This is a genomic window from Delftia sp. WSY_7 (assembly GCF_043104845.1).
GTDB lineage: Bacteria > Pseudomonadota > Gammaproteobacteria > Burkholderiales > Burkholderiaceae_C > Comamonas > Comamonas tsuruhatensis.
Map to the genome: position 1 here is coordinate 122,841 of NZ_JBICLB010000013.1, position 24,542 is coordinate 147,382.

The 24,542-nt window shown below is 64.8% G+C and carries 23 protein-coding genes; 5 read left to right on the top strand and 18 right to left on the bottom strand.

Features of this window, described 5'->3' with window-relative positions; genetic code table 11:
- Position 1 precedes the first annotated feature (1 nt).
- Positions 2–1,453, top strand: a complete 1,452-nt coding sequence (locus ACF8ME_RS06065) for a hypothetical protein (RefSeq protein ID WP_392415688.1) — start codon at positions 2–4, stop codon at positions 1,451–1,453.
- A gap of 292 nt (positions 1,454–1,745) precedes the next feature.
- Here the strand turns inward: ACF8ME_RS06065 and ACF8ME_RS06070 are convergent, their stop codons facing one another.
- Complete coding sequence (locus ACF8ME_RS06070) at positions 1,746–2,396, bottom strand: helix-turn-helix transcriptional regulator (RefSeq protein ID WP_392415690.1); 651 nt, start codon at positions 2,394–2,396, stop codon at positions 1,746–1,748.
- 193 nt (positions 2,397–2,589) lie between these two features.
- Between ACF8ME_RS06070 and ACF8ME_RS06075 the strand changes: the two genes are divergently transcribed.
- Complete coding sequence (locus ACF8ME_RS06075; RefSeq protein WP_392415692.1) at positions 2,590–3,288, top strand: hypothetical protein; 699 nt, start codon at positions 2,590–2,592, stop codon at positions 3,286–3,288.
- Between the two features lie 135 nt (positions 3,289–3,423).
- Here the strand turns inward: ACF8ME_RS06075 and ACF8ME_RS06080 are convergent, their stop codons facing one another.
- Positions 3,424–4,089: a LexA family protein gene (locus ACF8ME_RS06080; protein WP_392415693.1), complete on the bottom strand. Its 666-nt coding sequence runs from the start codon at positions 4,087–4,089 to the stop codon at positions 3,424–3,426.
- Between the two features lie 73 nt (positions 4,090–4,162).
- On the opposite strand from ACF8ME_RS06080, the gene ACF8ME_RS06085 reads away from it, so the two are divergent.
- Genes ACF8ME_RS06085 through ACF8ME_RS06095 form a run of 3 tightly spaced genes read left to right on the top strand, consistent with a single transcriptional unit; the run spans position 4,163 to position 5,845 of the window.
- Positions 4,163–4,396 carry a hypothetical protein gene (locus tag ACF8ME_RS06085; protein WP_209672723.1) on the top strand — a complete coding sequence of 78 codons (234 nt, stop codon included), beginning with the start codon at positions 4,163–4,165 and terminating at the stop codon, positions 4,394–4,396.
- On the top strand, positions 4,389–5,102 hold the full coding sequence (locus ACF8ME_RS06090; protein ID WP_392415695.1) for a hypothetical protein: 714 nt from the start codon (positions 4,389–4,391) through the stop codon (positions 5,100–5,102). The genes ACF8ME_RS06085 and ACF8ME_RS06090 overlap by 8 nt, the downstream gene beginning before the upstream one ends.
- Complete coding sequence (locus ACF8ME_RS06095) at positions 5,102–5,845, top strand: hypothetical protein (RefSeq protein WP_392415697.1); 744 nt, start codon at positions 5,102–5,104, stop codon at positions 5,843–5,845. Before ACF8ME_RS06090 ends, ACF8ME_RS06095 begins: the two co-directional genes overlap by 1 nt.
- A gap of 18 nt (positions 5,846–5,863) precedes the next feature.
- On the opposite strand, the gene ACF8ME_RS06100 is transcribed toward ACF8ME_RS06095, so the two are convergent.
- The 16 genes from ACF8ME_RS06100 to ACF8ME_RS06175 all read right to left on the bottom strand — a co-directional run bounded on the left by ACF8ME_RS06100 (position 5,864) and on the right by ACF8ME_RS06175 (position 24,373).
- Positions 5,864–5,989 (bottom strand): hypothetical protein, encoded by a 126-nt coding sequence (locus ACF8ME_RS06100; RefSeq protein ID WP_016449625.1) that lies wholly within the window; start codon positions 5,987–5,989, stop codon positions 5,864–5,866.
- Positions 5,990–6,071: 82 nt separating this feature from the next.
- Entirely contained in the window at positions 6,072–6,464 is a 393-nt protein-coding gene (locus ACF8ME_RS06105) for a hypothetical protein (protein WP_392415699.1), read from the bottom strand.
- Positions 6,461–7,351 carry a DUF6402 family protein gene (locus ACF8ME_RS06110; RefSeq protein WP_080945385.1) on the bottom strand — a complete coding sequence of 297 codons (891 nt, stop codon included), beginning with the start codon at positions 7,349–7,351 and terminating at the stop codon, positions 6,461–6,463. The genes ACF8ME_RS06105 and ACF8ME_RS06110 overlap by 4 nt, the downstream gene beginning before the upstream one ends.
- Before the next feature lie 641 nt (positions 7,352–7,992).
- Positions 7,993–9,171 carry a DUF4272 domain-containing protein gene (locus ACF8ME_RS06115; protein WP_392415701.1) on the bottom strand — a complete coding sequence of 393 codons (1,179 nt, stop codon included), beginning with the start codon at positions 9,169–9,171 and terminating at the stop codon, positions 7,993–7,995.
- A gap of 96 nt (positions 9,172–9,267) precedes the next feature.
- A complete protein-coding gene (locus ACF8ME_RS06120) occupies positions 9,268–10,800 on the bottom strand; it encodes a sigma-54 interaction domain-containing protein (protein WP_392415703.1) in 1,533 nt (510 codons plus the stop codon).
- 42 nt (positions 10,801–10,842) lie between these two features.
- On the bottom strand, positions 10,843–11,163 hold the full coding sequence (locus tag ACF8ME_RS06125) for a metalloregulator ArsR/SmtB family transcription factor (RefSeq protein WP_016449629.1): 321 nt from the start codon (positions 11,161–11,163) through the stop codon (positions 10,843–10,845).
- 140 nt (positions 11,164–11,303) lie between these two features.
- Positions 11,304–13,826, bottom strand: coding sequence for a TonB-dependent siderophore receptor (locus ACF8ME_RS06130; RefSeq protein ID WP_392415704.1), 2,523 nt, complete (start codon positions 13,824–13,826; stop codon positions 11,304–11,306).
- 86 nt (positions 13,827–13,912) lie between these two features.
- Positions 13,913–14,950 carry a siderophore ABC transporter substrate-binding protein gene (locus tag ACF8ME_RS06135; protein ID WP_392415705.1) on the bottom strand — a complete coding sequence of 346 codons (1,038 nt, stop codon included), beginning with the start codon at positions 14,948–14,950 and terminating at the stop codon, positions 13,913–13,915.
- Positions 14,951–15,015: 65 nt separating this feature from the next.
- Entirely contained in the window at positions 15,016–15,987 is a 972-nt protein-coding gene (locus tag ACF8ME_RS06140; RefSeq protein WP_392415707.1) for an iron chelate uptake ABC transporter family permease subunit, read from the bottom strand.
- Entirely contained in the window at positions 15,987–16,991 is a 1,005-nt protein-coding gene (locus ACF8ME_RS06145) for an ABC transporter permease (RefSeq protein WP_392415709.1), read from the bottom strand. The genes ACF8ME_RS06140 and ACF8ME_RS06145 overlap by 1 nt, the downstream gene beginning before the upstream one ends.
- Positions 16,988–18,793 carry an ABC transporter ATP-binding protein gene (locus ACF8ME_RS06150; protein ID WP_392415711.1) on the bottom strand — a complete coding sequence of 602 codons (1,806 nt, stop codon included), beginning with the start codon at positions 18,791–18,793 and terminating at the stop codon, positions 16,988–16,990. Before ACF8ME_RS06150 ends, ACF8ME_RS06145 begins: the two co-directional genes overlap by 4 nt.
- Positions 18,787–20,601 carry an ABC transporter ATP-binding protein gene (locus ACF8ME_RS06155; RefSeq protein ID WP_392415713.1) on the bottom strand — a complete coding sequence of 605 codons (1,815 nt, stop codon included), beginning with the start codon at positions 20,599–20,601 and terminating at the stop codon, positions 18,787–18,789. Before ACF8ME_RS06155 ends, ACF8ME_RS06150 begins: the two co-directional genes overlap by 7 nt.
- Positions 20,602–20,764: 163 nt before the next feature.
- Positions 20,765–21,802: a FecR domain-containing protein gene (locus ACF8ME_RS06160; RefSeq protein ID WP_392415715.1), complete on the bottom strand. Its 1,038-nt coding sequence runs from the start codon at positions 21,800–21,802 to the stop codon at positions 20,765–20,767.
- Positions 21,803–21,811: 9 nt separating this feature from the next.
- Positions 21,812–22,330: a sigma-70 family RNA polymerase sigma factor gene (locus ACF8ME_RS06165; protein ID WP_392415716.1), complete on the bottom strand. Its 519-nt coding sequence runs from the start codon at positions 22,328–22,330 to the stop codon at positions 21,812–21,814.
- 103 nt (positions 22,331–22,433) lie between these two features.
- The gene (locus tag ACF8ME_RS06170; protein ID WP_392415717.1) at positions 22,434–23,747 is read right to left on the bottom strand and encodes an SGNH/GDSL hydrolase family protein; all 1,314 of its coding nucleotides are present in this window, start codon (positions 23,745–23,747) and stop codon (positions 22,434–22,436) included.
- 227 nt (positions 23,748–23,974) lie between these two features.
- Positions 23,975–24,373: a hypothetical protein gene (locus ACF8ME_RS06175; protein WP_392415719.1), complete on the bottom strand. Its 399-nt coding sequence runs from the start codon at positions 24,371–24,373 to the stop codon at positions 23,975–23,977.
- Positions 24,374–24,542: the final 169 nt, after the last annotated feature.

A 24,542-nucleotide genomic window follows, 5' to 3' on the forward strand; every position in this document is an offset into this window, starting at 1 on the left:
AATGATGAATGTCGACGGTAACGTGACCTACCACGAGATCGATTTCTTGCTGCCTTCACAGCGCTTCAACATCAACTTCTCCTACATCACCCACAAGGGGCTGCCTTTTGTAAGGGAGTTCGTACTTCGTCTGGTTCATCTTGCACCTCTGTCCGCATCGCAGGTCGCGACATTTTTCGGCTTCTCACAGCATGAAGTACGTGAGGCAATAGAGGACCTTGTTAATCGCGATGAGCTCACGCTGGGAGTGGACGGTAGGTTGATGCTCACGGAAAAGGCAAACGGATACTTTACTGAGGTCGGTGAGGTTCCGCGGCTGTCGCGCTTGCAAGATAGCACGGTGTGTCTCTCCTTTGATCTCGCCACCTTCTCGTGTCTGGGCAAAGAAAATTTCTTCGGCAAGTGGAAAGCTGGATTGCAGATCTCGATCGATGAAGAAACTGCTTCGCGTAGCGAGCAGTTGGTGGAGAAGAATTTTCAACAACAGTTCCAGCAAATCCTCAGCAAGGGCTTTCTGTCCAAGACGCTGCTTGATGATGAGGGCGAGCCGCCAAGCATCTATGCCGTCAACTCGGTCAGTAAGATCAAGCAGATGCCACTAAGGCTGCCTGTGAAGTTCAAGCTCGATGAAGAGGGCTCTAGTGTCGAGCGCGACGACTTCGAGGAGCTGAGGAACTCTGACTATGTGCACGAGCAAATTTCTTTGGAGATTGATCGGTTGCACAGGTCCGACAACTTTTCTGATCTCAAAAAAGCCGCATTGGAGATCGGCGACAACATAACGCTGGAACTACTCGGCCCGAGGGGAGAGTGCCTGAATCCGCAATTCCTAGAAGAAGTCAAAAAGCTGGAGACCAACAGCCTAGTGCGTCGGAGTACCTTTGTTGGACCGCTCTACGCGGCAGGGAACTGGGCACTGGTGCAGATGTACCTAGCCCCAGTGATCAAGGCGCGGCGTGAGCGTCACTCGGATCGGCCGCCGGCTCGACTCGTCTGGGTCGCACCCAGTGACCCTTACTGGGGCAAGAGCATCAGGCTTCAAGCCAGCATCAGCGAGATCCTCGACAAAGCACGCTTGGCCGAGCAGCTTATCTACTCTCCTTTAATCTACCTGCCCGTCCATGGGTCTGAAGATCTGAGGTCTGCGCGCCAGTGGAAGCGAGAATTGGAGCCAAACATCGACGCCGCGCACGGGCTGAAAGAGGGCTTTCTGGGCGGCAACGTTGAGTTATTGCACTTTGAGGACGAGTTTGTTGCAGTGGTCTATCACGCAGCTCTACCTGCCTATCCGGTGAGCCTGCCTTTCGGGTTTGTAAGCGCCGACAAGGAGACTGTGCGTTCGATCGGTCGACTATTGAACAACTACCTTGATGGACGCTCGGGGGGTGATCAACCTAACGATTGCGGTCGGCTCGCGCAGTTCGGCCAACACGTCGAGCTAGAGCGGCGTTGAACGTCTCACCCGGAAGTGCACTTTGAATGCCCGCAAGTCAGCTACTTGCGGTCATGAGCTTCCGCATTTCAGAGGAACGGTTCCGCAGCAAAGCCAACACCCACCAGTCACAGATGAGCATCACCCAAAGGGTCAATATCTAACCAGAAGCTGGACGACCGACAAAGCCAGTTGAGCAGCTTCGATGTAGAGCCCAAGTGCTTGACTCTGCGACTGCCCCATCCCAAACGCATGCACAAGGCACGCAAGTTTTCGCGGCGATGGGGAAGTCAGCCATCAAGACAGGACAGGCTCAGAGCTTGGCCCCGACCCATATGGCTCGCCCTTGCACCAGGCCCTCAGCCTTCCCGGCAATGACGATATCCGGGTGCTCGCTTTTATCAGCGTTGTCGGCCACGGCATGCCAAACGTCACCCACCCGCTGAAAGCGCCGCACAAGCATCTGCCCTTCCCACGCGAATGCATAGACGCTGCCACGGCGCGGCGTTCGATCCGCACGATTGAGCAAGAGCACGGCCCCGTCCCGAATCGTGGGCTCCATGCTGGTTCCGGTGACATGGACGATGCCCGCGTTCACCGGGCTGACGCCGATAGCACGCAGAAAATCGCGTCGGAACTGGAGAGCCCCGAGTTCCTCGACAAGATTGGTTTTTCGAGAGCGTTCGGGCGCGGCTTCAACATTCAGGCGGACGAGCTGGATGAAGTCCTCACCTTCCGCGACACGGCCTCGCAATAAGGTATCTACGTCCACACTGAAGTAATCCGCAAACTTCTGCAGTGACTCCATTCGCACACCGGTTTCCCCGGCAACGATGCGCTGCAAAGTGCCCTGCCCGATGTCGAATCCAGCACTCTTCATGTCACTACGCAGGCGCCCGATCGCCTTGCCCTTGATCATCAGGGCAACGTTTTCGGCCAATGTTGCGTTCACGAAGCTGCGCATGGGCAGCATTCTTTGGTCTTGCTATACCGATTTCGGTACGATAGAGTTAGTGCAAATTCACTTGAATTCGCCAGTTTTGAAGAGCCAGCCTATGGCTCAACTTAAAACTCCTCATACCGCTTTCGGTGAAGCTGTCCAAACTCTGGATCAACTTGGCCGCACAAGCTTCAACTAGACGCAGACGCCTACATCCATGCACATCACTCACCACTTCACCCCTGGTCTGCGCTTCGCTGCGCAATGGAAGTACGCCGCCCGCGCGCCATCGGGCCGGGCCTGTTGGTCGCGGCTGCCGCTGGGGCAGCCTGATGCGGGCAGGGCTGATCCGCATGGCGCCTGGTGGTGTGTGCGGCGCTGCGCTGCCGTGCTGCGGCGGGAGATGTGGCAGTCGGTGGATCTGCCTTCAGACATGCCCTTGCGGCCGGGGCCGGAAGATGTGGCGCTGACCCTGAACGCGCTGATGCCGCGCTGGCAGGTACAACTGAGCGCAGGGGCCGGGCACATGTCCATGCAGTCCTGCACCCAGGCAGTGATGGCCGGGGGCGGAGCGGTGCTGCAACTGCAGTCAGAGGCGCTGCACCAGCGGCCGCAGAGCACGTTCTGGGCCTGGGTGATTGGCGTGGAGATGCATCAGAAAACGCTGCCCGCGCCGGTGAAGCCAGGGCAGGCAAGCCGCGCGCCCCGCCCTGCCGCGCTGCTGACCATTCCCTTTGGCTGGAGCATGCCCTGGGCCTGCGGCTATGCGGCGCGGGTGCAGATGAACCGCGACGGGCATTGCGAAGTGGATGGCATTGACGGGCAGTGGCGCGAGTGCCGCTGCCTGGCCGCGATCACGCTGTCGCCCGCGCAACGCGGCAATGCTGGGCCATTGACGGGGCACGCACTGTGCTGATGCTGGCCTGAGCCGGGAGATTCGCACATGCCCATGCCATCCACCCACCATCTCCATGGGATGCACCAGGGGCGTTGTACCCGGCCGAGCAAGGCCAGGGTCAAAGCCCGGTGCGGGTGCAGTCGTGCCGGTCTTTTACCGGGCCTGGAGCCGCCTGCGGTGCTCCACCCCGGTGCCGCGCAGTTGGAGCATCTGCTCGTCGCTGCGCAGCGTGGGATGGTCTTCGTTGAGCGGCACCAGTTCAAAGATTTCCGCGCCGGCCTTGTCCATTCCACGGACCCGGTACTTGCGCAAGATGGCCTGTTGCCGGGAGTCGGTGGCCAGCACGCAGTCCCCGGGCCGGGGCGGCAGGGTGGGGTCGATGAGCACGCGGTCCCCTTCGCGGATTTCCGGGGCCATGGAGTTGTCTTCCAGTTGCACGAAGAACGCATGGGGCGATGCGCTGTCGCTGGCGACTTCGATGGCCAGGGCCGTCCCGTCATCGGTGCCGCCCGTCGCGTCCCGTGCGCTGCCGGCGCTGGCCTGCTGCAGGCCGAGCAGCGGATACCGGCGCATGCCCTTGGGCAGTTGGTGCTGGAGCGCGGCGGCGTCGGCCGACATGGGGCCCTTGCCGCACTCAAGCCACAGCGCCGAGACACCACACAGCGAAGCGAGCGTGGCGGTCTTGGAGGTGCCGCTTCCGCCTCTTTCAAGGTCGGCAATGGTCGATTGCCCCATGCCCGCCTGGCGGCCCAGCTGCGCTTGGGTGAGGCCCGCGAGACTGCGAGCGCTTTTGAGGCGTTGGCCGAAATCGGTTGACATGCTCCGTAGCTTACGGAAAACCGATATGTCAAATTCGATTGTAAAAAAATCGACTTTTCGATAGGATGAAACTATGGAATGGAAAGACTACCTCGCCAGACTTGCAGCGAAGGGTGTCAGTCAAAGCCAGATCGCCCGCGAAGTGGGCTGCGGTCAAGCAACGATTTCTGACCTCGCACTGGGCAAGACCAAAGAGCCGCGCACATCCCTGGGTATGGCGCTCATGCGCATCGGGGACCGCTGTGGCATCAAGACTCCCTACGGTGCCCGCCCTTCGGCACACGATGACGAGAGGTCCCGTGGCTGAGACCGCGCACGTCACCCACCGCTTCACCCCTGGGCTGCGCTTTGACGGGCTGTGGACGTACGCGGCGCGCATGCCGTCAGGCCGTCGCTATTGGGCGCGACTGCCGGCAACCCGCGCAGGCGGCGTGGCTGCAGCAGATCCACAGCGCGCGTGGTGGTGCGTGCGTCAGTGCGTTGCGGTGCTCAATCGCATGCCCTGGCATTCCGTGCATCTGCCCCCGGGCCTGCCTGTGCAGCCGGAATGCGGCGATGTGGCATTGGCCCTGGGCGCAATGCTTGCGGACTGGAATGTCAAGGTGCTTGATGAGAGCACGGCACAGGCGCCGCTGCTGCGCAGCACCGATGCGCTGCTTGCCAATGGCTGCTCTTTGCTGCAGTTGCAGGCCGAAGATTTGAGTGTTGGCGCGCCACCCGTTTTCTGGGCCTGGGTGGTCGGCGTGGAAATGCATGAGAAGTTCAAGCGCGCCAAGCGCACTTCGGCCTTTGACGTGCCCGGGCGTCCTCGCGCCCTGCTGATCTGGCCCTTCGGCTCGAAATCTCCCCTGACAAGGAACCACGCCTTGAGGATGACGGTGGATGGCGAAGGGCTGTGCGGTGTGGATGGCATCGATGCGGGCCGGGGCCGGTACCGGTGCATCGGGGCCATTACCGTGGCGCAGTCGGACAACCACAGCGCCGGCAACGGCGGCCTTTCCGGATCCGAATAATGCAAAAGCCCGACGACGCACCAGAGCCATGTGAGCGGGAGGTTCCGCAGGAAGGCATCCGTCTCGATCACCGCCTCATCTGCGGCCTGCGCTTTGATGAGCACTGGCAATACAGGAGACGCACGGAATCGGGCCACACCAGTTGGACACAGCTGCCAATGGCATCCGACCCCGTTGCCCCGGCCGACCCCTATGGCGTCTGGTGGTGCGTTCGCCGGTGCACCGTGGTGCTGGAGCAGCGAAGCTGGCTGTTCCTGCAGCTTCCCACTCACCTGCCCGCTGTTGCCGGCGTGCAGGAGATGGCGCAGATCCTCGATGTGCTGATGCCCGATTGCAACGTGCAGGCACATGCGCAATGCGCCGAGACACACTTGCTCTGCGCCCATGCGGTGGAGCAGGCAGGAAGTGCATTGCTAATGCTGGAGTCGCCGGAATGTGACGGCCCCAAGCCCGGCATTTTCTGGGCCTGGGTGGCGGGCTACGAGCCGCAACTGCCTTTGCCGTGCACCGAAGATTGCGTTGCACCCGACACGTGGCAGCCACTGGACATACAAGCCATGGCACCGCCCCAGGCCCTGCTGGTCCTGCCCTTCGACTGGACCATCCCCTGGTCCAGCGGATACCCCACCCGGATCCAGGTGCAAGCCGACGGGTCCTGCCATCTGCAAAATGCCGACGGGCCATGGCACCCATGCCGTTGGCTTGGCACTGTCACGCTTGGAGCCAGGACCGCACCGGCCTGACGGTGGCCCGCCTGCCTCTCAGATGCGCGGCGTGTACTTGAGCGTGAACATGACGTTGCGCGGGTCGCCGAAGTCGTTGTTGCCGTTTTGCTCGGCAAAGCCGGGGATCCAGTAGCGCTTGTCGAAGACGTTGTTGAGGTTCATGACTAGAGCTGACGGGATGTGGTGACGGCGGCGCAGCGGGATGTGTTGTGGCCGGTAGTCCGTATCTATTGGCAACGATGACCTAATTTGTCATTTGCTCAAGAGTTAATCTTGGGCAATCTTGGCACTCCCTTGGAATATTTTCAAATATCACATCATTTCCCACCATGATGCTATTCATTGGCGGTTCAAGATACCAATATATTGAGCCATTCAGCCAAAGATCCACCACAGCGCTTTCAGAAATAAGTCTACCTGTTTTTACTTCATAAAGACGCACAGTCATGGGCATTTTCATCTGGTGATAAATCAGTTTCTGGGCTAATGGCACGTAATAGTACTCAACCCTGTAAACGCCGCGGGGGCTGATGCTCTCACCATGTTTCTTTGGTATCATGAACAGCAAAAGCAATACCGTAACCAATACCATCCCCAGGATGATAAATATCCATTTTTTACTATATTTAATCTTCACAAAATTATCTCCTGCGGGTGATTTATTTTTACCCGATGAACATTAGATAAAATCATAAAATCACCACCTCTATTATTTTTTCTTCTCCATTCTCGAAAATCATCATTTTGCACTGCATATTTATATTTTTTTACATCTTCGGGTTTCTCATGCACCGTCTTCCTCTCTGTCTCAACATCCCAACGTATTTGATAGGTTCTTTCAACCCCTTCAAATCCCCAAAACCCTAATGGCTGGGACAAAAGATCAAAAGAATCATTGAAATCATAGGCATCCCTTAGATAAAAACCCAGTTCTTCAGGAATGAATTTCAGTTCACTGCCACTAGAAACAACAGTGCCCTCCACTGCAACGTTCATTTGCGCCTCGCCCATTGCCCCATAGAAATCATCCATCGGATCGCTGAGATGCCCAAATTTGATGTAATTTACTTGGCAGGTTTCTTCCAATATTTTTGAAGAACGAGATAGATCACCGAATTTCCAGGATTTATCGGATTTTCCCAGGCTTTGAGCTAAGATTCGAGATTTCAAAACCATCCTACCCGACTTTGAATCCCATCTTCTAGTCAATTCGGACATTGCATTTTGCACTCGAGCGAATCCAAGCGCCCATTGCATGGTAACCAAGCCTTCTTCCAAATATGCTGCCCCAAGTGCATTTGGACGATAGTGTCCTTTTCCCAGCTTCATATCATCGGGCATAGCAAAAGCAGCGCCATTGAACCAACGTTCCATCAATGCGGCAGCCACATGCCAACCAAGCCTGCTACGCATTACCAACGGAATATCCCGCAACTGAAAAACCTCCGTTGTGTATTTATGCCTGGGCAACTCTTTTAATTGAGATCTGAAAACTTCCTGATCCATTTTAATCAACTCAGACATTAGCACCCCCCATATCACTAAAAGAGGTTTATTGTATCTTTCAAGAATTCATTAAAACAACCCAATCAATCAGCATGTTGGAAAACCACCAATGAGCATGGCATGCTAACCACTCCGGAAGCTCCAATCGGTAACCAGCTGTCTACTACTTCGCCTTCGACGCAAGGAACGCAACCTATCAGGGGGTTGCCGCTGGTGCCGTCTGCATCACATTTTTTGGTGCAACGAATTGAATTGGGGAAACAACGCAGACACGGTTTGATTCAGCTTGCAAATACTCCGGGGTCCACGCCACCCCTCCCAATCCAGAGGCAGCCCGACGGCCTGTGCGACCCGTCCAGCACAGACGGCCCCTGGTGCGTCTGCCGCTGGCTTGCCACCATCCAATGCAACGCGACGGTATGCCCGAAGCCTGCGTGCGTTGCCGGCATATGGTTTCAAGGAGCAATTGGCTGGAGAGTTCAAGCCACCAGCCGCTCACTACGCGTTGTGCAGCGACAGCCAAGGGTTCTACGCCGAGTCTCTGACGCCCTTTCCGGCAGCGGGCGCAAGTGGGATGGCACACCAGAAGCCACGATGCAGATGGCAATAATGCTCGCCCCGATCCGCATGGGTTCTTGATGCGCCCTGCGCAGCACGCCTCAGGTCGGCGTGTCCACGTCATCCCAGTCATTGCCCTCGAAGCGCACCAGCCAGTTCAGGGCGTGGTGGCGCTCCATGAGCACGTCGGCGTTCAGCCCTGCGGGCGCGGGCTGCTGCTGCACCTGGGCCTGGCGCACGATCCAGTGCAGGCGGTAGTGCTGGTCCAGGGCGTCGAGGATTTCGCTGTCGGGCCGCATGCGCGCGGCATGCAGGGCGCCTTGCAGGTCGCCGGCCTGCAGCAGGACGCGCGAGGTGAGCGGCACGTCGCAGATGGCGTCGGGGAACGGCAGCGCATCGACCAGGCCCAGCGCCCATTCCAGCAAGTACGCGGCTTCGTAGCGCCAGCCGAACTTGGCGATGGCCTCTTCGGAGGGCTGGGCAGTGGCCATGAAGTCGCGCTCGTTGGGGGTGAGCGCGGCCTGGGCGGCTGGCAGGCGGTGGAACAGCTGCTCGGGTGTGAGCGGTTCGCCACTGTTCATTGCTTCGTTCAGTGCGTCGTTCAGCGATTCGGCGCGCACGGCCACGGCCAGCAGGGCGAAGGCGCGTGCGGCGATCTCGTCGGGCGCGCGCATGCGCAGTTCGGGCTCGGAGATCAGCGGCGGCAGGCTGGCCGCTGGCGTGAAGCCGCGCTGCGCCAGCGTCTGCTCGCTGCGCTGCTTGCGCTGCCAGGCCTGCTGCGGATAGGGCAGCGCGGCCTGTTCATCGGGCTCGGCGCCGTTGGCGGCCAGCAGGATGCGGCCCTGCGGGTCGCGGATGCTGCCGTCCGCCAGAAATGCGATGGCGTTGGCGCGCTGCGCCCAGCCGGCAAAGGCATCGAGCTGCTCCGGCGCAACGCCCAGGCTCAGGTGCTGCTGTACGCGCTGGATATGGCGCATGGCGTGGTAGCGGTTGCGCGTCATCTGCCCATCGCCGCGCCCCAGCACATAGCCGACAAAGCCGGAAAGATGCGGTGCCAGCTCGGGGTCCGACAGATCGCGGCGCCCGGCCAGCGTGTGCGGAAAGTCAAGCGCAGGGAGGTCCCAGACGGTGCAGTAGGCGTTGATGAGTACTTCGTCCTTTGCAGCATCCGCCTGGGGTTCCTGCTGCTGGCGCTGGTGTTGCTGGTGTTCCTGTGGGCGAGCGGGCTCGGGTGCAGGCTTGCTGAATGCGGTCTTGAGGCGGGTAAGGAGGTTTTTCATGTTCACGGACTGGGTTCCGGGATGGGCTGCGGGATGGGGAACAGCAGGAATCGCCCTGCCTCTTGGCCACGGTACGGCCTGCAGATGGCGGGTGACTCAGCCCCCCAGCTCCAGCACCGCCATGCGGTCATACAGCGTGGCCCGCGAGATGCCCAGCTGGCGCGCCGTAGCCAGTTTGTTGCCGCTGTTGGCGGCCAGGGTGGCGGTGATGGCCTTGCGCTCCAGTTCGGCCACCTGCTGGGCCAGGGGGCGCAGCAGGTCGGTGTCGGCGGGGCTGTTGTGGGCAGGGGACGGGGCGGGCGCAGTCTCGGGGCCCGGCGCGGGGGCGGCGGGTTCCACGCCGGATGAGCGCAGCACTTCGCGCAGTTGCTCTGCGTTGATGGCGGTGTCTTCGCTGCGCATGGCGGCCTGCTCCAGCACGTTGCGCAGCTCACGGATGTTGCCGCGCCAGGTCTGGCCGGCCAGCAGGGCCAGGGCGTCGGGCAGCAGTTCGGGCGGGGGCATGTCGTTGCGCAGGGCCAGTTCTTCGGAGAGGACTTCGACCAGGGCCGGGATGTCGCGCCTGCGTTCGCGCAGCGGCGGCACGCGGATGGGCAGCACGTGCAGGCGGTAGAAGAGGTCTTCCCGGAAGCGGCCATCGCGCACCATCTGCGGCAGGTCGCGCGAGGTGGCTGCCACCACGCGCACGTCAAAGCGCACGAGCTGGTTGGAGCCCAGCGGTTCGATCTCGCCTTCCTGCAGCGCGCGCAGCAGCTTGGCCTGCAGGTTCAGGGGCATGTCGCCGATTTCGTCGAGGAACAGCGTGCCGCCGTCGGCCAGCCGGAATTTGCCGTCGCGCGGCTTGCGGTCGGCGCCGGTGAAGGCGCCGGGGGTGACGCCGAAGAATTCGGCCTCCAGCAAGGCGTCCGGCACGGCGGCGATGTTGACGGTGACGAAGGGGCCGCCGCTGCGGGCCGATGCGGCGTGGATGGCATGGGCCAGCAGCTCCTTGCCGGTGCCGGTCTCGCCCAGCAGCAGCACGGGGCTGAGCGACTGGGCCGCGCGGCGCGCCTGGCGCTTGACCTCCACGGCCGCCGGGCTGCTGCCTACAAAGCTGGCAAAGCTGTACTTGGCGCGGCGCTCGCCCTGCACGGCCACGCGCAGGCTGCGGTTGCGCTGGGCGGCCAGCTCGCGCCGGGCCTCGTCCAGGTCGCGTTGCAGAACGGCGAACTTGCTGATCAGGGGCTGCAGCGTGGTCTCCGGCTGGTCGAAGAGCACGATGCCGATGGCGCCGATGACCGCGCCCGCATCGTCCTTGAGCGGGATGCGGCTGACCACGAAGGTGCCGGCGCGGTTGGTGAGCAGGTCGATGAGTACAGGCTCGCCGGTTTCCAGCACGCGGCGCATGCGGGTGTTGGGGATGACGTCCTCGACCATGTGGCCCAGGAAGTCGTCCACCGAGGCCACGCCCAGGTCGGGCAGGAAGCGCTGGTAGCCCTCGTTGACCCAGACGATGCGCCCTGCCCTGTCGGCCAGGAACATGCCCTGGCTCATGGTGGAGAACAGCTGGAACATGGAGCGCGCTGCCAGCGCGAGGATGCCGTCGGCATCGAGCGGCAGGGGCTGGACCAGGGTGGGTGTGGGCGGCATGGATGGCATCCTAGCCGAGTCGCCCCTGCCAGGCTGCGGCACTCAGCCCTGCTCGATGGCGACCTGGGTGCAGATGGCGCAGCACATCTGCGCAGCCTGCTCGTTGGCGATGAAGTAGTAGATGCTGACGCCTTCGCGGCGCCGGCCCAGCACGCCGGCCTGGTACAGCGTGTTCAGGTGCTGGGACATGTTGGGCTGCGTGGTGGCGATGCTGGCGAGCAGCTCGGTCACGTTCTTCTCGCCATTGCACAACACGCTGATGATCTTCAGGCGCACGGGCGCCGCCATGGCACGGAACAACTCCGCAGCGCTCTCGAAAACGCTGTCGTCGCTCAGGTCCATGCTGTCATTGCGGCTGTCCATAGGCGTCTGTCATCCTGGTATACGGCGGGAGGGCAAGGGGGCTGGCATGCTTTGCCGCCCGACCGGGCTAGTTTATAGCCCGCAGGGCGGCAGCGCAGGCTCGGTGCGGCTTGATGGAAGGCAAGCCGCCCTGTCATCGCTCAGAAATCAACCGTGGCCGACAGCATGAAGGTGCGCGGTGCGCCCAGCCCGAGGCTGGTCCACAGCGGCGTGGCCCAGTAGGCCTTGTTGGCCACGTTGGTGATGCTGCCGCGCAGCGTGAGCGGATGGCCGGCCGCCGTGGTCACGTAGCGCGCGCCGATGTCGAACACGGTGCGGCCCGGCACGGACAGCGAGTTGTCGGCATTGATGTACTGCCTGGAAGCCGTGGTGGCGTTGGCCGTCAGCGTCAGGCCCTGCACGGCGGGCAGGTCCCACTCCACGCCCAGCTTGCCCTGCAGCCTGGGCACACCCGCCGCCAGCTTGCCCTGGTTCACGCCGCCTGCCGTGCGGGTGAGCTTGGGCTGTACGTAGGCAATGCCGCCCATCAGGCGCACGCCCGTGGCCACGTTGCCGAAGAAGCCCCATTCCACGCCCCGGTTGCGCTGCTCGCCGCCGAAGGAGAAGACGTTGGAGACGGGATCGGTGTAGCCGTTGGGCCGCTGGATCTCATAGAGGCTGAAGGTGTGGGCGAAGTCGCCCAGGTCCAGCTTCAGGCCCAGCTCCTTTTGCCGGGACTTGTAGGGCGCGAACACTTCGCCCGCGTTGGCCGCCGTCATGGGTGCGGTGGCGCCCTGGCTCAGGCCTTCGATGTAGTTGGCGTAGACCGAGACACGCTCGCTGGCCTTCACCAGCAGCGCGGCGGCCGGCGTGGTGGCGCCTTCGTCATAGCGCGCGGTGCGCGCGCCCGTGGCCACGTTGAAGGTGTCGCTGAGCACCTGCTGGCGGCGCAGGCCCAGGGTGAGCTGCACGCGGTCCTGCGCGAAGGACAGGGTGTCGGCCACGCCGATGCTGGTCAGCCGCAGTTCGGTGCGCGAGATCGGGGGCGCGTTGAAGCTGGTGGCCGGGCCCCAGATGGGGTGGTAGATGTTGGTGATCCAGTCCTGGGTCAGCACGTTGCGGCGGCCGAACTGCTTGTCGGTATGCGTGTAGTAGGTGGCGTTGAGCGCCCACTGGTGGCCCACGCCAGCCGTGTTGAACTTGCCCTTGAGGCCGGCCTCGGCCGACTTCTTGTCCATCTCGAAGCCCAGGTCGGCCAGGTTGGTGCGGTAGTCGCCGGCCGTGTTGAAGACCTGGATCAGGTAGGCCCCCGTGGAACGGTACCGGGTCTTGCTGGTGCCCACGGCGGCATAGGCCGTGACGCGGTCGCCCAGGTCGAGTTCGCCGCGCACCATGGCGCCCTTGTCCTTGGTGTCGTAGAAGGCCCAGCTGGGGTTGAGCAGGGTGTCGGCCTTGGGCGGCCTGGGCACGGGCAGGCCTGCGGCCAGGTTGATGCCGCGGTTCAGGCCGTCGGTGCGGTCCTCGCTGCTGTACAGGTCGGCCGACAGGCGGGCACGGTCGCCGCGCCAGTCCAGGCCCAGCGAGGCCAGCCGGGTCTCTTTTTCCTGGTGGTTCACGGCGCCGTCGCCGTCACGCAGCACGCCGTTGAAGCGGATGCCGAACTGCTTGCGCTCGCCGAACCGCCGGCCCAGGTCGATGTGGGCGCCCAGCTGCGCATCCGACATGAAGGAGGTGGTCAGCCGCGTCAGCGGCTCGTCGCCCGCGCGCTTGGGCACGAGGTTGACCGTGCCGCCCACCGAGCCGCCGGGCGGCATGCCGTTGAGCAGGGCCGAGGGGCCCTTGAGCACGTCCACGCGCTCGAACATTTCTGGCGATGCGCGGTAGAACGGCGCCACGCCGAACAGCCCGCCAAACGTGACATCGCCGATGCTGGAGCTGAAGCCGCGAATGGAGTAGTTCTCGCTGATGATGCCGGTCATGCCCGTGCTGAACACGGTGGGGTCGGCGGCGGAGATCACGTCGGTGATGTCGCGGGCCTGGCGATCAGCGATGAATTTCTCGGTGTAGCTGATGGTGTTGAAGGGCGTCTCCATAAAGTCCTTGTCGCCCAGCAGGCCCATGCGGCCGCCCGTGGAGACCTGGCCGCCGGCATAGGCTTCCGGCGCCTGCTGAGCCTGTGCGCGCACGGTGACGGCAGGCATGAGCACGCCGCCGTCCACGGGCGCTGCCGCGTTGCGGTCGCGGCCCAGGGTGTAGCTGCCGTTGGCTTCGCGCAGGGCGCGCAGGCCCTGGCCGCGCAGCAGCTCGGCAAAGCCTTCGGCCACGCTGTAGCTGCCCGACAGGCCTGCGCTGCTGCGGCCTTGCAGCAGGCTGGAATCCACCGTCAGCTCCACGCCGGCCGCTGCGGCAAAGGCGTTGAGCGCCTGGCCCAGCGGGCCAGCCGGGATGCTGAAGGCGCGGCGGGCCTCGCCGGGTGCCGCCCCGGAGGCGGCTCCAGATGCGGCCCCCTGGGCAGCCGCCTGCGCCAGCGCGGACGGCATGGCCACGGCCAGGCCTCCCAGTGCCAGGCCCGCCATGCAGAGCATGTGCACGGCGATGGCCGTGTGCCTGCAGGCAAAGGCCGGGTGCGGCAGGGTGCGCGATGCGCCGTTGTGCGCGGGACGGGATGGATGGCGTAGTGCCATGCGGGACTCCTTTCGATTCGGGTAGGCGTTGGGTGTTTCACCTTGTCTTCCGAACGAGAAAGCCAAACCCTCAATCGAGAATGCGATCAATTTGCAACCGCAGCGGCCACCGGACCTGCGCCCGCTGCAGGCGCATCGCCATAGCCCTTGAGCACGTCATCGACCATGAGCTTCACCGAGGTCACGCTGGCCGCCGTGACGTACCAGGCCTCGGAATCGACGAAGACCACGCGGTTGTTCTTCCAGGCGCTGGTCTGGCGCAGCAGCGGGTTGTCCATGCCGGCAGCATCCATGCCCGGGCGGCGCTGCATGATGGCCGTGCGGTCGATCACGTAGAGGATGTCCGGGTTGGCCTGCTGGATGAATTCGCTGGAGATGGGCTGGCCGTGCAAGTCAGCCTCGGCCGCCGTGCTGGCGGGCCTGACGCCCAGCGCGTTGAAGACAAAGCCGTAGCGCGACTGCGGGCCGAACGAGGTGAAGGCGCCGTTGTTGTGCATGACGATGAGGGCCGTCTCCTTGCGCCCTTCGGTGGCGCGCCGGGCCTGGGCCACCTTGTCGTCCATCTCGGCGGCCTTGGCGCGCGCCAGGTCCTGCTTGCCGAAGATGCGGCCCAGGGTCAGCAGGTGATCGCGCACGGTGTCCAGGTGCCGGGTGCCGCTGTTCCTGAAGTCCACGTCGAAATGCACGGTGGGCGCAAAGCCCGAAAGCTCCTGGTAGGCGCTGGCCTGGATGGGCGAGATCAGCACCAGGTCGGGCTTGAGCGCATGCACGCGCTCCAGGTTGGGCTGGACGATGGAGCCCAGGTCCTGCACGTTGGCATCGTCCTTGTACCGGGCCAGGAAGTGGGGCACGAAGTCCTTGGGCATGCCGGCAATGGGCACGCCGAGCTGGTCGAGGAAGTCGGCCTCGTTCATGTCCAGCGCGGCCACGCGCTGCGGCGGGCGCTCCACCACCGTGGTGCCCAGCTGGTGCTGCACGGTGACGGGCTTGAACTCGCCGGCCGCCGCCTGGGGCGCTGCGGCCTGTGCCGACGGGTTGGCGGGCCGGTCGCAGGCCGACAGGGCCAGGGCAGCAGCCAGGGCCAACATGGGAGCGTGATGGGGAACGCGGAACAGACGGGTCACTGGCTTTCTCTCCTGAAAAATGGGATGCATTGCGTTGGGTGTTTTTGGTGGCGCCGGTGCTCGGCTCAGGCCCGGCCGCGCCCGCGCACCATGAGCGCGAGGAAGTAGCTGCCGCACACCAGGTTGACGAGGATGCCCACCGAGGTGCGGTAGTTGAAGACATGCTCCACCGCCAGCTGCGCCGCGAGGAAGATGGACACGGCCACGGCACAGCCCAGCGGCAGCGTGACCCGGTGGCGCGCCGTGCCCGCCAGCGCATAGCTGATGTGGGCCACGAAGATGCCCATGAAGGCCGTGGGCCCCAGCAGGCTGGTGGACACCGCCACCAGCGCGGCAATCAGCGCCAGCTGCAGGCGCAGCTGGCGCTGGTAGTGCACGCCCAGCGAGATGGCCTGCTCGCGCCCCAGGGCCAGCACGTCCAGCACGGGCAGGCTACGCCGCACGATCACGCAGGCCACGGCCACGATCAGCGCCGACCACAGCAGCTGCGCGGGCCGGGCGCGGTTGAACGAGGTGTAGCTGTAGCCCTGCAGCACAGAGAACTCTCCGGGGCTGATGCGCAGCTGCACGAACTGCGTGAAGGTGCCTATCACCATGCCCAGCACCAGGCCCAGCAGCAGCAGGAAGTACACGTTGTCGCGGCCCCCGCCCAGCAGCCAGCGGTGCAGGGCCCAGGAGTAGCCCAGCATGCAGGCCACCGACAGCCAGAAGTTGCCGCTGGGACCCAGCACCACCAGGCTTTGCACGCCCATGGCCAGCACCAGCAGCGCCTGCAGCAGCAGGTAGACCGCCTCATAACCCATGATGGCGGGGGTGAGGATGCGGTTGCCCGCAAGCGTCTGGAAGACGATGGACGACAGCGCAATGCAGATGCCGCCGATGAAGATGGCCGACAGCCGCGTCAGCCGCCGTGCAATGACGTAGCCGAAGTCCAGCCCCGAGCCCAGCAGCACGAAGCAGGCCGCCAGCGCGACGGCAACCACGGCAACCACGGCAGCCGCAATCCATGCGGTTGTCTGAGGCAAGGCCTTGCGCATCACGGCCTTCTGCGCAGGATGAGCACGAGGAAAAGCACGCCGCCCACGCTGCCCGCCGTCAGGCCGATCGGCACCTCGAAGGGGTGCATGATCAGCCGGCCCACGATGTCGCAGGCCAGCAGCAGCGAGGCGCCGCTGAGCGCGACGATGGGCAGTGTGCGGCCCAGGTTCTCGCCGCAGCGCATGGCTACCAGGTTGGGAATGACCAGGCCCACGAAGGGAATGGCGCCCACAGTGATGACCGTGGCCGAGACGGTGACCGCCACCAGCACCAGGCCCAGCGTGGCCAGCGCCGGATAGCTCAGCCCCAGGCTGGTGGCCATGCCCTCGCCCATGCCCAGCACGGTGAAGCGGTGCGCAAACGCATAGGTCAGCACCACGACGGGCACGATGAGGTAGATGATCTCGTAGTGGCCCTGCACGATGCGCGAGAAGTCGCCCAGCAGCCAGCCCTGCATGCTTTGCAGCAGGTTGTGGCGAAAGGCATGGAACTCGGCGATGGCGCTGAGCACGCTGCCGTACATCAGGCCCACCACGGGCACCAGCACCAGGTTGCGCAGGCGCATGCGGCGGATGATGGCCACGTACAGCAGGCTGGCGCCCAGGCAGAACACCAGCGCGAACACCATGCGCCAGGCAACGCCCCACGCGCCCGAGGCGAAGGCCGAGGCGGGCGCCACCGTCAGCGACACCAGAATGCCCAGCTTGGCCGCATCCAGCCCCCCACAGGTAGCAGGCTCCACAAAGCGGTTCTGCACGATCTGCTGCAGCACGACGCCGCACACCGACAGCCCCACCCCCGTGAGCACCAGCGCTGCCAGGCGCGGCAGGCGGCTGGCCGTGAGGGTGAGCCAGGCATCGCCCGACAGCGACAGCAGTTGCCCCCATTCCACCTGCCGCGCGCCGGTGAGCACGGACGCGCAGCACAGCGCGGCAAACGGCAGCAGCCACGGCGCCAGGCGCGGGACCTGCGTCCCGGTCTTTGGCTTCGCAGGCTCGCTCAACGGAGGTCCTCACCCGTGCCCGTGCCCGCTACCGTGCGCGTTCCCGCAATGCGCCAGCCCTTGGCGGCGCGCCGCCGCGCCAGAAAGCGCGCATACAGGCCTTGCGCCTGTGCCAGCTGCTGCGGCGTGCCCTGCTCGCTGACGCGGCCCTGGTCCAGCACGATGATCTGGTCGGCCATGGCCACGGTGGACAACTGGTGGGCAATCACGATCAGCGTGCGCCGGCCGCGCAGCCGCGCCAGCGCCTGGGCGATGGCGGCCTGGTTTTCGGCATCCAGCGCGGCCGTGGCCTCATCGATCAGCAAAATGGGCGCATCCTTGATGAGCGCACGCGCGATGGCGATGCGCTGGCGCTCGCCGCCCGACAGGCGCGCCCCGCCCTCGCCCACCGGCGTGTCCAGGCCCTGCGGCAGGCGCTCGATGATTTCGGCCACGCCGGCCTGGCGGGCGGCTTCCATCACCTCGGCATCGCTGGCCTGCGGGCGGCCCATGCGGATGTTGTCGGCAATGGAGCCCTGGAAAAGGTAGCTGTCCTGGAAGATCTGGCTGATCTGCCCGGCCAGCCGCTCGCCCGCGATCTGGCGCACGTCGATGCCGCCCACCAGAACGCTGCCCTGCTGCACATCGAAAAAGCGTGCGATCAGCCGCAGCACGGACGACTTGCCAGAGCCCGAGGCCCCCACCAGCGCCGTCATCGAGCCCGGCTCCACGCGCAGGCTCAGGCCGCGCAGCACCTCGGGCTGGCCCGGCGCGTAGCGGAACACCACATCGCGCAGCTCCACCGAGGCATCGCGCGGCGCCTGGGGCACGGCAGGCTCGGGCAGCGGCTGGACCGCGAGGATGTCGCGCACGGCATCGAGCTGCACGCGCGCGGCGCGCAGCGAGTCGGCGTAGCCGGCCACCTCCAGCAGCGGATCGACATGGCGGCAGGTCAGCAGCAGGGCCACGATCACGGGGATGGCGGCTTCCATTCCCATGCCCATGCCCTGTGCTGCAACGCCGCCCAGGCGCTCGTCCAGCCACAGCGCGCCGGCCACCAGCAGGGCCGCAAACACGGCCTGCACGGCCCAGCCGTTGAGCACGCCCGACAGCGCCGCCAGGCGAATGGACTGCGCGCCCGATGCGCGCTGCCGGCCCAGTGCCTGCTCCAGCCAGCGCGTGCCGCCGCCTTCGCCATTGAAGGCGCGCAGCACGGACTGCGCCTGCGCAAACTCCACCATGCGCTGGCTGGCGCCGGCCATGCTGCGCTGCAGGCGCTCGTCGGCACGGCGGCCCAGGTACGCGGTGACCAGCAGCACGCCTGCCAGCAGCGGCAGCGCCAGCAGCGCAATCAGGCCCATGCGCCAGTCCATGGCACACAGCGCGGCCACCACGGCAACGGGCGCCACGGCGCCGCTGAACACGGGCGTGAACACATGGGCCGGCAGCTGGGCCACCTCCATCATTCCCTGCGAGACAACGTGGTTGAGCCGGGCCGTGTTCTCGGGGGTGAACCATCCCACGGGCAGGCGGGCCACATGGTCGCCCAGCCGGTGGCGCGCCACGCGCAGAACGGCGGCGCCCAGGCCCAGGCCGGCCTTTTCCACCTGGCGCTGCCAGGCCCAGCACAGCACCACGCCCGCCAGCAGCACGGCCAGCCAGGCTGCGGCGCCGCGCGTATCGCCTGCCAGCAGGCGCGACAGCACGGGCACCAGGGCCGTGACGACCAGGCCGCTGAGCAGGCCATGCAGCACGGCCATGCAGGCATAGCGGCGGAAAAGCCGGGCGTCGTCGCCCAGCAGTTGCATCAGGGTCTTCAGCATGGGGGCAGCTCCGGGGCCAGGGCGGAGGTGGAAGGCAGGGATTGGGAGGGCTGTGATTCGTACCCGCCCAGCGCCCACAGCCGTGCGTAGCGTCCGCCCAGCGCCAGCAGCTCGGCATGGCGGCCACGCTCGCGGATGGCTCCGCCTTCCACCACCAGGATCTGGTCCGCATGCATGACGGCGTCCAGCCGGTGGGCGATGACCAGCAGGGTGCGTCCGGCGGCCAGGCGCGACAGGGCTTCCTGGATGGCAGCCTCGCTCTCGGCATCGGCGGCGGCCGTGGGCTCGTCCAGCACCAGCACGGGCGCATCCAGCAGCACGGCGCGCGCAATGCTCAGGCGCTGCTGTTCGCCCCCGGACAGCTGGGCGTCTTCGCCGATCACCGAGTCATAGCCGCGCGGCAGCGCCAGGATGCGTTCATGGATGTGGGCGGCGCGCGCCGCTTCTTCCACCTCCTGCGCGCTGGCCGAGGGCCGGCCCAGTGCGATGTTCTCGCGCACGCTGGCATGCACCAGGCGCACGTCCTGCAGCACAAAGGCCAGGTGGCGGTAGAGCTGTGCGGTCTCGATCTGCCGCAGGTCCACCCCGCCCAGCGTGATGCGCCCTTCGTTCGGGTCGAAGAAGCGCAGCAGCAGCCGGGCGAGCGTGGACTTGCCCGCGCCCGAGGCACCCACCACGGCGGTCACCGTGCCGGGCCTGAGCGTGAAATCCATGCCCTTGAGAACGTCATGCCCCGCCTCGTAGGCATGGCCCACGCCTTCGAAGCGGACTTCGCAGCCTTGGGGCAGCCTGCATTGATGGGCGGCCGGTTGCTCCAGCACGGGCGTGCACAGCAGCGCCTGCACGCGCTGGGCAGCGCCCGTGGCGTGATTGAGCGCATGCAGGTTGAAGCTGAGCAGCTGCAGCGGCGCGCTGATGCCCGGCGCCACCAGGGCAAAGGGCAGCACGTCCACGGGCACCATCCAGCCCAGGGCCGTGAACAGCGTGCCAAAGGCCAGCACCACACCCAGCACGGCTACGGGCGCGATCAGCGCATTGGCATTGGCGCGCGCCGACACCAGCGGACGCGCAAAGCCGAGGAAGGCGTCGGTAAAGCCATCGACGGCCTCGCGGTAGCTGCCATGGGCTCGGCCGCTGGCGCCAAAGGCCTTGACCACGGGAATGCCGTGCACGAACTCCACCACCGCGTTGTTGATGCGCGCCAGTCCCGCGCCAAAGGCCGGCATGTGGGCACTGCTGGCCTGCATGGCGTGGCGCATCACCAGAAAGAAGATGCCGAACGGCAGGGCCGAGACCAGGGCCATGCGCCAGTCCATGGCCACCAGGTAGACCGCAGAAGCGGCCACCGTGCCCGCGCCGCGCCCCACCGTGGTGTAGAAGTGCGCGGTCAGCTCGTGCAGGGTGGCCACGTCGTCCTGCATGGCCTGCTTGACCTGGCCCGAGGCCCGCTCGGTGAACCAGCCCAGCGGCACACGCGCCAGCCGCTGCATGGCCGACAGGCGCAGCCCGTGGGTGAGGCGGTTGTCGGCCAGATGGGCAACCAGCTCGCCCGCCGACACCAGGGCCATGCCCGCGAACAGGCAGACAAGGCACAGCGCGATGACGCGCCAGGCATCTGCCGCCACCATGCCGCCATCGGCCAGCGCCAGCCGCGCGATGTGGGCGATGCCGGCCAGCGGCGCCAGCGCCAGCACGGCGCCCGCAAACGACAGCAGCGCGGCAAGAACAAGCTGCGCGCGGATGGGCTGCAGCGTCTGCGCAATGGGGCCGGGGCCGGCCTGGGCGTCATCGGCCTCGGGTGAGTGCATGGGTTCTCCTGGAAGGCATGGCGGAACAGAAAAGAACAGAAAACAAGGGCTCTTGCCTGTCTTCCGAACGAGAACGCCAAACCCTCAATCCCCAGGGGCAGAAAGTTGAATCAGCCGGTAACGGATTCCGAGAGACGGGGAAGGCGCCGCGATGAAAGAAGCCTCAGCCCGCCGCCTGCACCGTGACCCAGTAGCGCGTGCGCGAGACCACCTGCACGGGCAGGCCCAGGGCCAGGTTGTGCAGGGCGCGGTCGGTATCGCGCAGCGAGAACACGCCCGTGACGCGCAGGCCGGCCACCTGCGGGTCGCAGCGCAGCAGGCCCGTGCGGTAGCGCGCCAGTTCGGCCACCAGCTCGCCCAGCGGCATGTTGTCGGCCACCAGCACGCCGCGCGCCCAGGCGGCGGCACTTTCCTGCGCAGGCACCGGAGCCCGGGCCTGCTCGCCAGTGAAGACGGCGCCCTGCCCCGCATCCACGCGCACCACCTGGCCCGGCGCCCTGGCAGGACGCACCTCCACCGCGCCCTCGAACACGGCCACGCGGGACTGCTCTTCTTCCTGGCGCAGCGTGAAGCGCGTGCCCAGGGCCTGCACCGTGCCGTGGCGCGAGCGCACGCGCAGCGGGCGGGGTGTGCTTTGCGGATCGGGCGCGGTGGTGACGAGGATTTCGCCGGCGCGCAGCAGGATCAGGCGCTCGGCCTCGTCAAAGCGCAGGTCGATGGCCGAGGCAGAGGCCAGCACCACCTGCGTGCCATCCGGCAGCGTGATCTCTCGGACTTCACCGCGCGCCGTGCCATGGCTGGCGGCGGCGACCTGCCATGCATCGGTGCCGCGCACCACATGGGCAATGCCTCCGGCCGTGGCCATGAGGCCCAGCAACTGCATGGCACGGCGGCGGCCCCGGGGCGCCGGCGACGCAGCGGAGGTGTCCGCCAGCGTATGCCGCGCGATGCCGCCGGGCACGCTGCGCAGCTTGTCGTCAAAGGCCTGCAGCCGGCTCCAGGCCAGCTCGTGCCGCGGATGCTCGGCACGCCAGCGGGCGCAGGCGGCGCGGTCTTCATCGCTGGCGTCGTCAGCCCACAGGCGTGCCATCCATTCGGCGGCGCGCTGGACGATGGCCGGCTCCAGCGGCTCGCTGGCGGACGCAGTTGCGCAGGCGTCAGTGGATGCGGCTGACGCGGCCGATGCCGGAGATGAAGACATGCCGGCCACTCAGCACACGGCGCCGTGCAGCGCCTGGTAGCAGGCCAGCAGGCCGGCAGAGATGTATTTCTCCACCGAGGACACGGACACGCCCAGCTCGGCCGCGATATCTCGGTAGGCCATGCCGTCGAGCTTGCACAGCAGCAGGGCCTTGCGCGCCTTGGGCGGCAGGCCGTTCAGTGCGGCATCGATCTCCACCAGCGCCTCGAGCGCCAGGGCACGTGTTTCTTCGGAGGGCGCCATCTGCTCGGGCAGCAGGGCCAGGGCTTCAAGGTAGGCCGCCTCCACGCGGCGACGCCGGTACAGGTCGATCACCAGGCCGTTGGCGATCTGGGTGAGATGGCGGCGGCGCTCATCGGCCGGGGGAACGCGGCCGGTGCGCAGCAGTTGCAGGTAGACGTCGTGCGCCAGATCGGCCGCATCAAAGGCATTGCCCAGCTTGCGGCGCAGCAGGCCGCGCAGCCAGCCGTGGTGATCGGTGTAGAGAATTTCGACTTGTTGCTGAAGCGCAAACTCGGCGGCGGCCACAGTACCCCTCCCTATGCCCCAAGGCGCAGGCACGCCGGGGACGTATGACAAATGAGAACCATTTGCATTTTATATGGAAGCCAGCCCCCGCCGCCGCGACGCACTAGCGCTGCGGCAGGCCGGGCAGTATGGCGTTCAGATCCACCGCATCGGCCATGGCGCGATTGCCTTCGTCGCCAGGATGCAGGCGGTCGCCCGAGTCGAAGCGCGCCGCCATGCGGGAGGGATGGGCGCCATCGCGCAGCACGGCATCGAAGTCGATCACCGCATCGAAGGCGCCGCCCAGGCGTATCCAGGCGTTCACCTGCCGGCGCAGATCGTCCTTTTCGGCCTGGTAGTAGTCGTCCAGCGGAGTGCCTGGCAAGGCGCCCTCGAAGGGCGGCAAGGTGGCGCCGATCACGTGCAGGCCGTGGCTGCGCGCCCTGGCAACCAGCTGGCGATAGCCCTCTGCCATGTCCTGCAGCGTGGGACGCGGCGCCTGCCGCGCAAAGGCCGTACCGGGCCAGGAAATATCGTTGATGCCCAGCAGCACGATGAGGCTGCGCACACCGGGCTGGGCCAACACATCACGCTCCAGCCGCGCCAGCGCATGCTCGCCCATGCCATCGGACAGCAGGCGCGCGCCAGAGATGCCGGCATTGACCACCGCCGCGCCGCGCGGCGCAAGGCGCGCGGCCAGGAAATCCGGCCAGCGGCTGTCCCGGTCCAGGCTGGCCGTGGCACCGTCGGTGATGGAGTCGCCCATCACCGCTACCACGGGCACCGCGGGCGCCGCGAGGTCGGCCTCGACCTGAATACCCGCCAACAGCGGGCGGGCCGTGCTGCTGATTGCGCCAGGGTCCGAAGTCCGCAGCGCCGCAGCAGAGGACTGATCGCCTGCCACGATCCAGCCGGTCTGGCGCCCATCCCAGTGAAAACTCTGCACAGGCATGGCGCCGGGCAGGTACAGGCTCACGGCCACCTGCGACAGCGAGGCCAGCGGCAATGCCACAGGGTCACTGACCAGGGATGCGCCTGCGGCAATGGTGGCTTGCGCGCTGCCGCCAAAAGTCACGGCCTGCAGGCTGCCAGCGTCAATGGCGCCCTCCGGCAACGGCTTTGCCACGGTCGCCCTGCCCACGGTCACAGGCTGGCCGCCATAGGCGTTGGACAGCACGATGCGCAGGCGCGGCCCGCCCAAGCTGATGCGCGCCACCTGGCGCACGGTCTGGTCCTGCAGAACGGCGGGCAGGTTGGTGGGAAAGAGGAAGTCCGCCCCCCAGACTGGCTGCGGGCTGGCCTGCCACGTGGCAGCCCAGTTGGAGGCTTCAGCCGAACCCGCCGGCACCGTCGAATCCGCCATGGCTGGCGTGGAAATCACAAGCGCCAGAAGGGCCGCGCCCGAGGCCGTGGAAAGCGATGGAAAAAGTTGCCGCATGCAAGGAATCCGATGTCTGTCGATGGCGGGATCATGGATTCAAGGGCTGCGCGGGACTAGACGGTCTGCTGGAACACCATCTGTGAATTTAATTCACGATGAGGCCTGTGCTGTGCTTTGGCAGCGAGGATGGGATGCGTATTCAAGCGTTTTTTTATAGGAGCGATGCAAGGCTGAGGCGGTCTTTTGACGGCAAAAATCACATCCTATAGATTCACCCGCGTCAATTACCTGATGTCTAGATATTGCATTTCAGGCTTGAAATCGCCATGCTCACAATATTTCTTCGCCATTTCCGAAGTGTATTCAGTCGAATTCAAATTAGTAGCCGTTGTCGCCTTCGTCACATAATAAATTTCTTCACTAGAGCTTACTTTTCCCACCAGATATAGATTTTCACCAAATCCATTCGAAATGTCCTGAAAAGCGCACCACGCTGATTTTAATTTCTCAACGCCCTTTGGAAGCAGCGCCACTCCATTTTTTGATGCTTTCATATTCATCTTTTTCTGAAAATCAATAGATTGAATTTTTCCCAGCTGAAAGAACATATAAAAATGATTAGTTTCCACATCAGCATATATTCTGATATTAAAGGCAGTTTTTGGTAAAAAACGGGAACCCAAGAGATATATCTTTGCCCATCTTCATCCAATAGATCATAGGAAGAGAAGAAGCTCTCCTTTTCATTCTCGACTGAAGAAATAAGAAAAATAAATCCCAAAAGTGCAACCACAACGAATGATCCGAAAGATACTTTTATTATCTTCTTCATGGACATATATACTCAATACT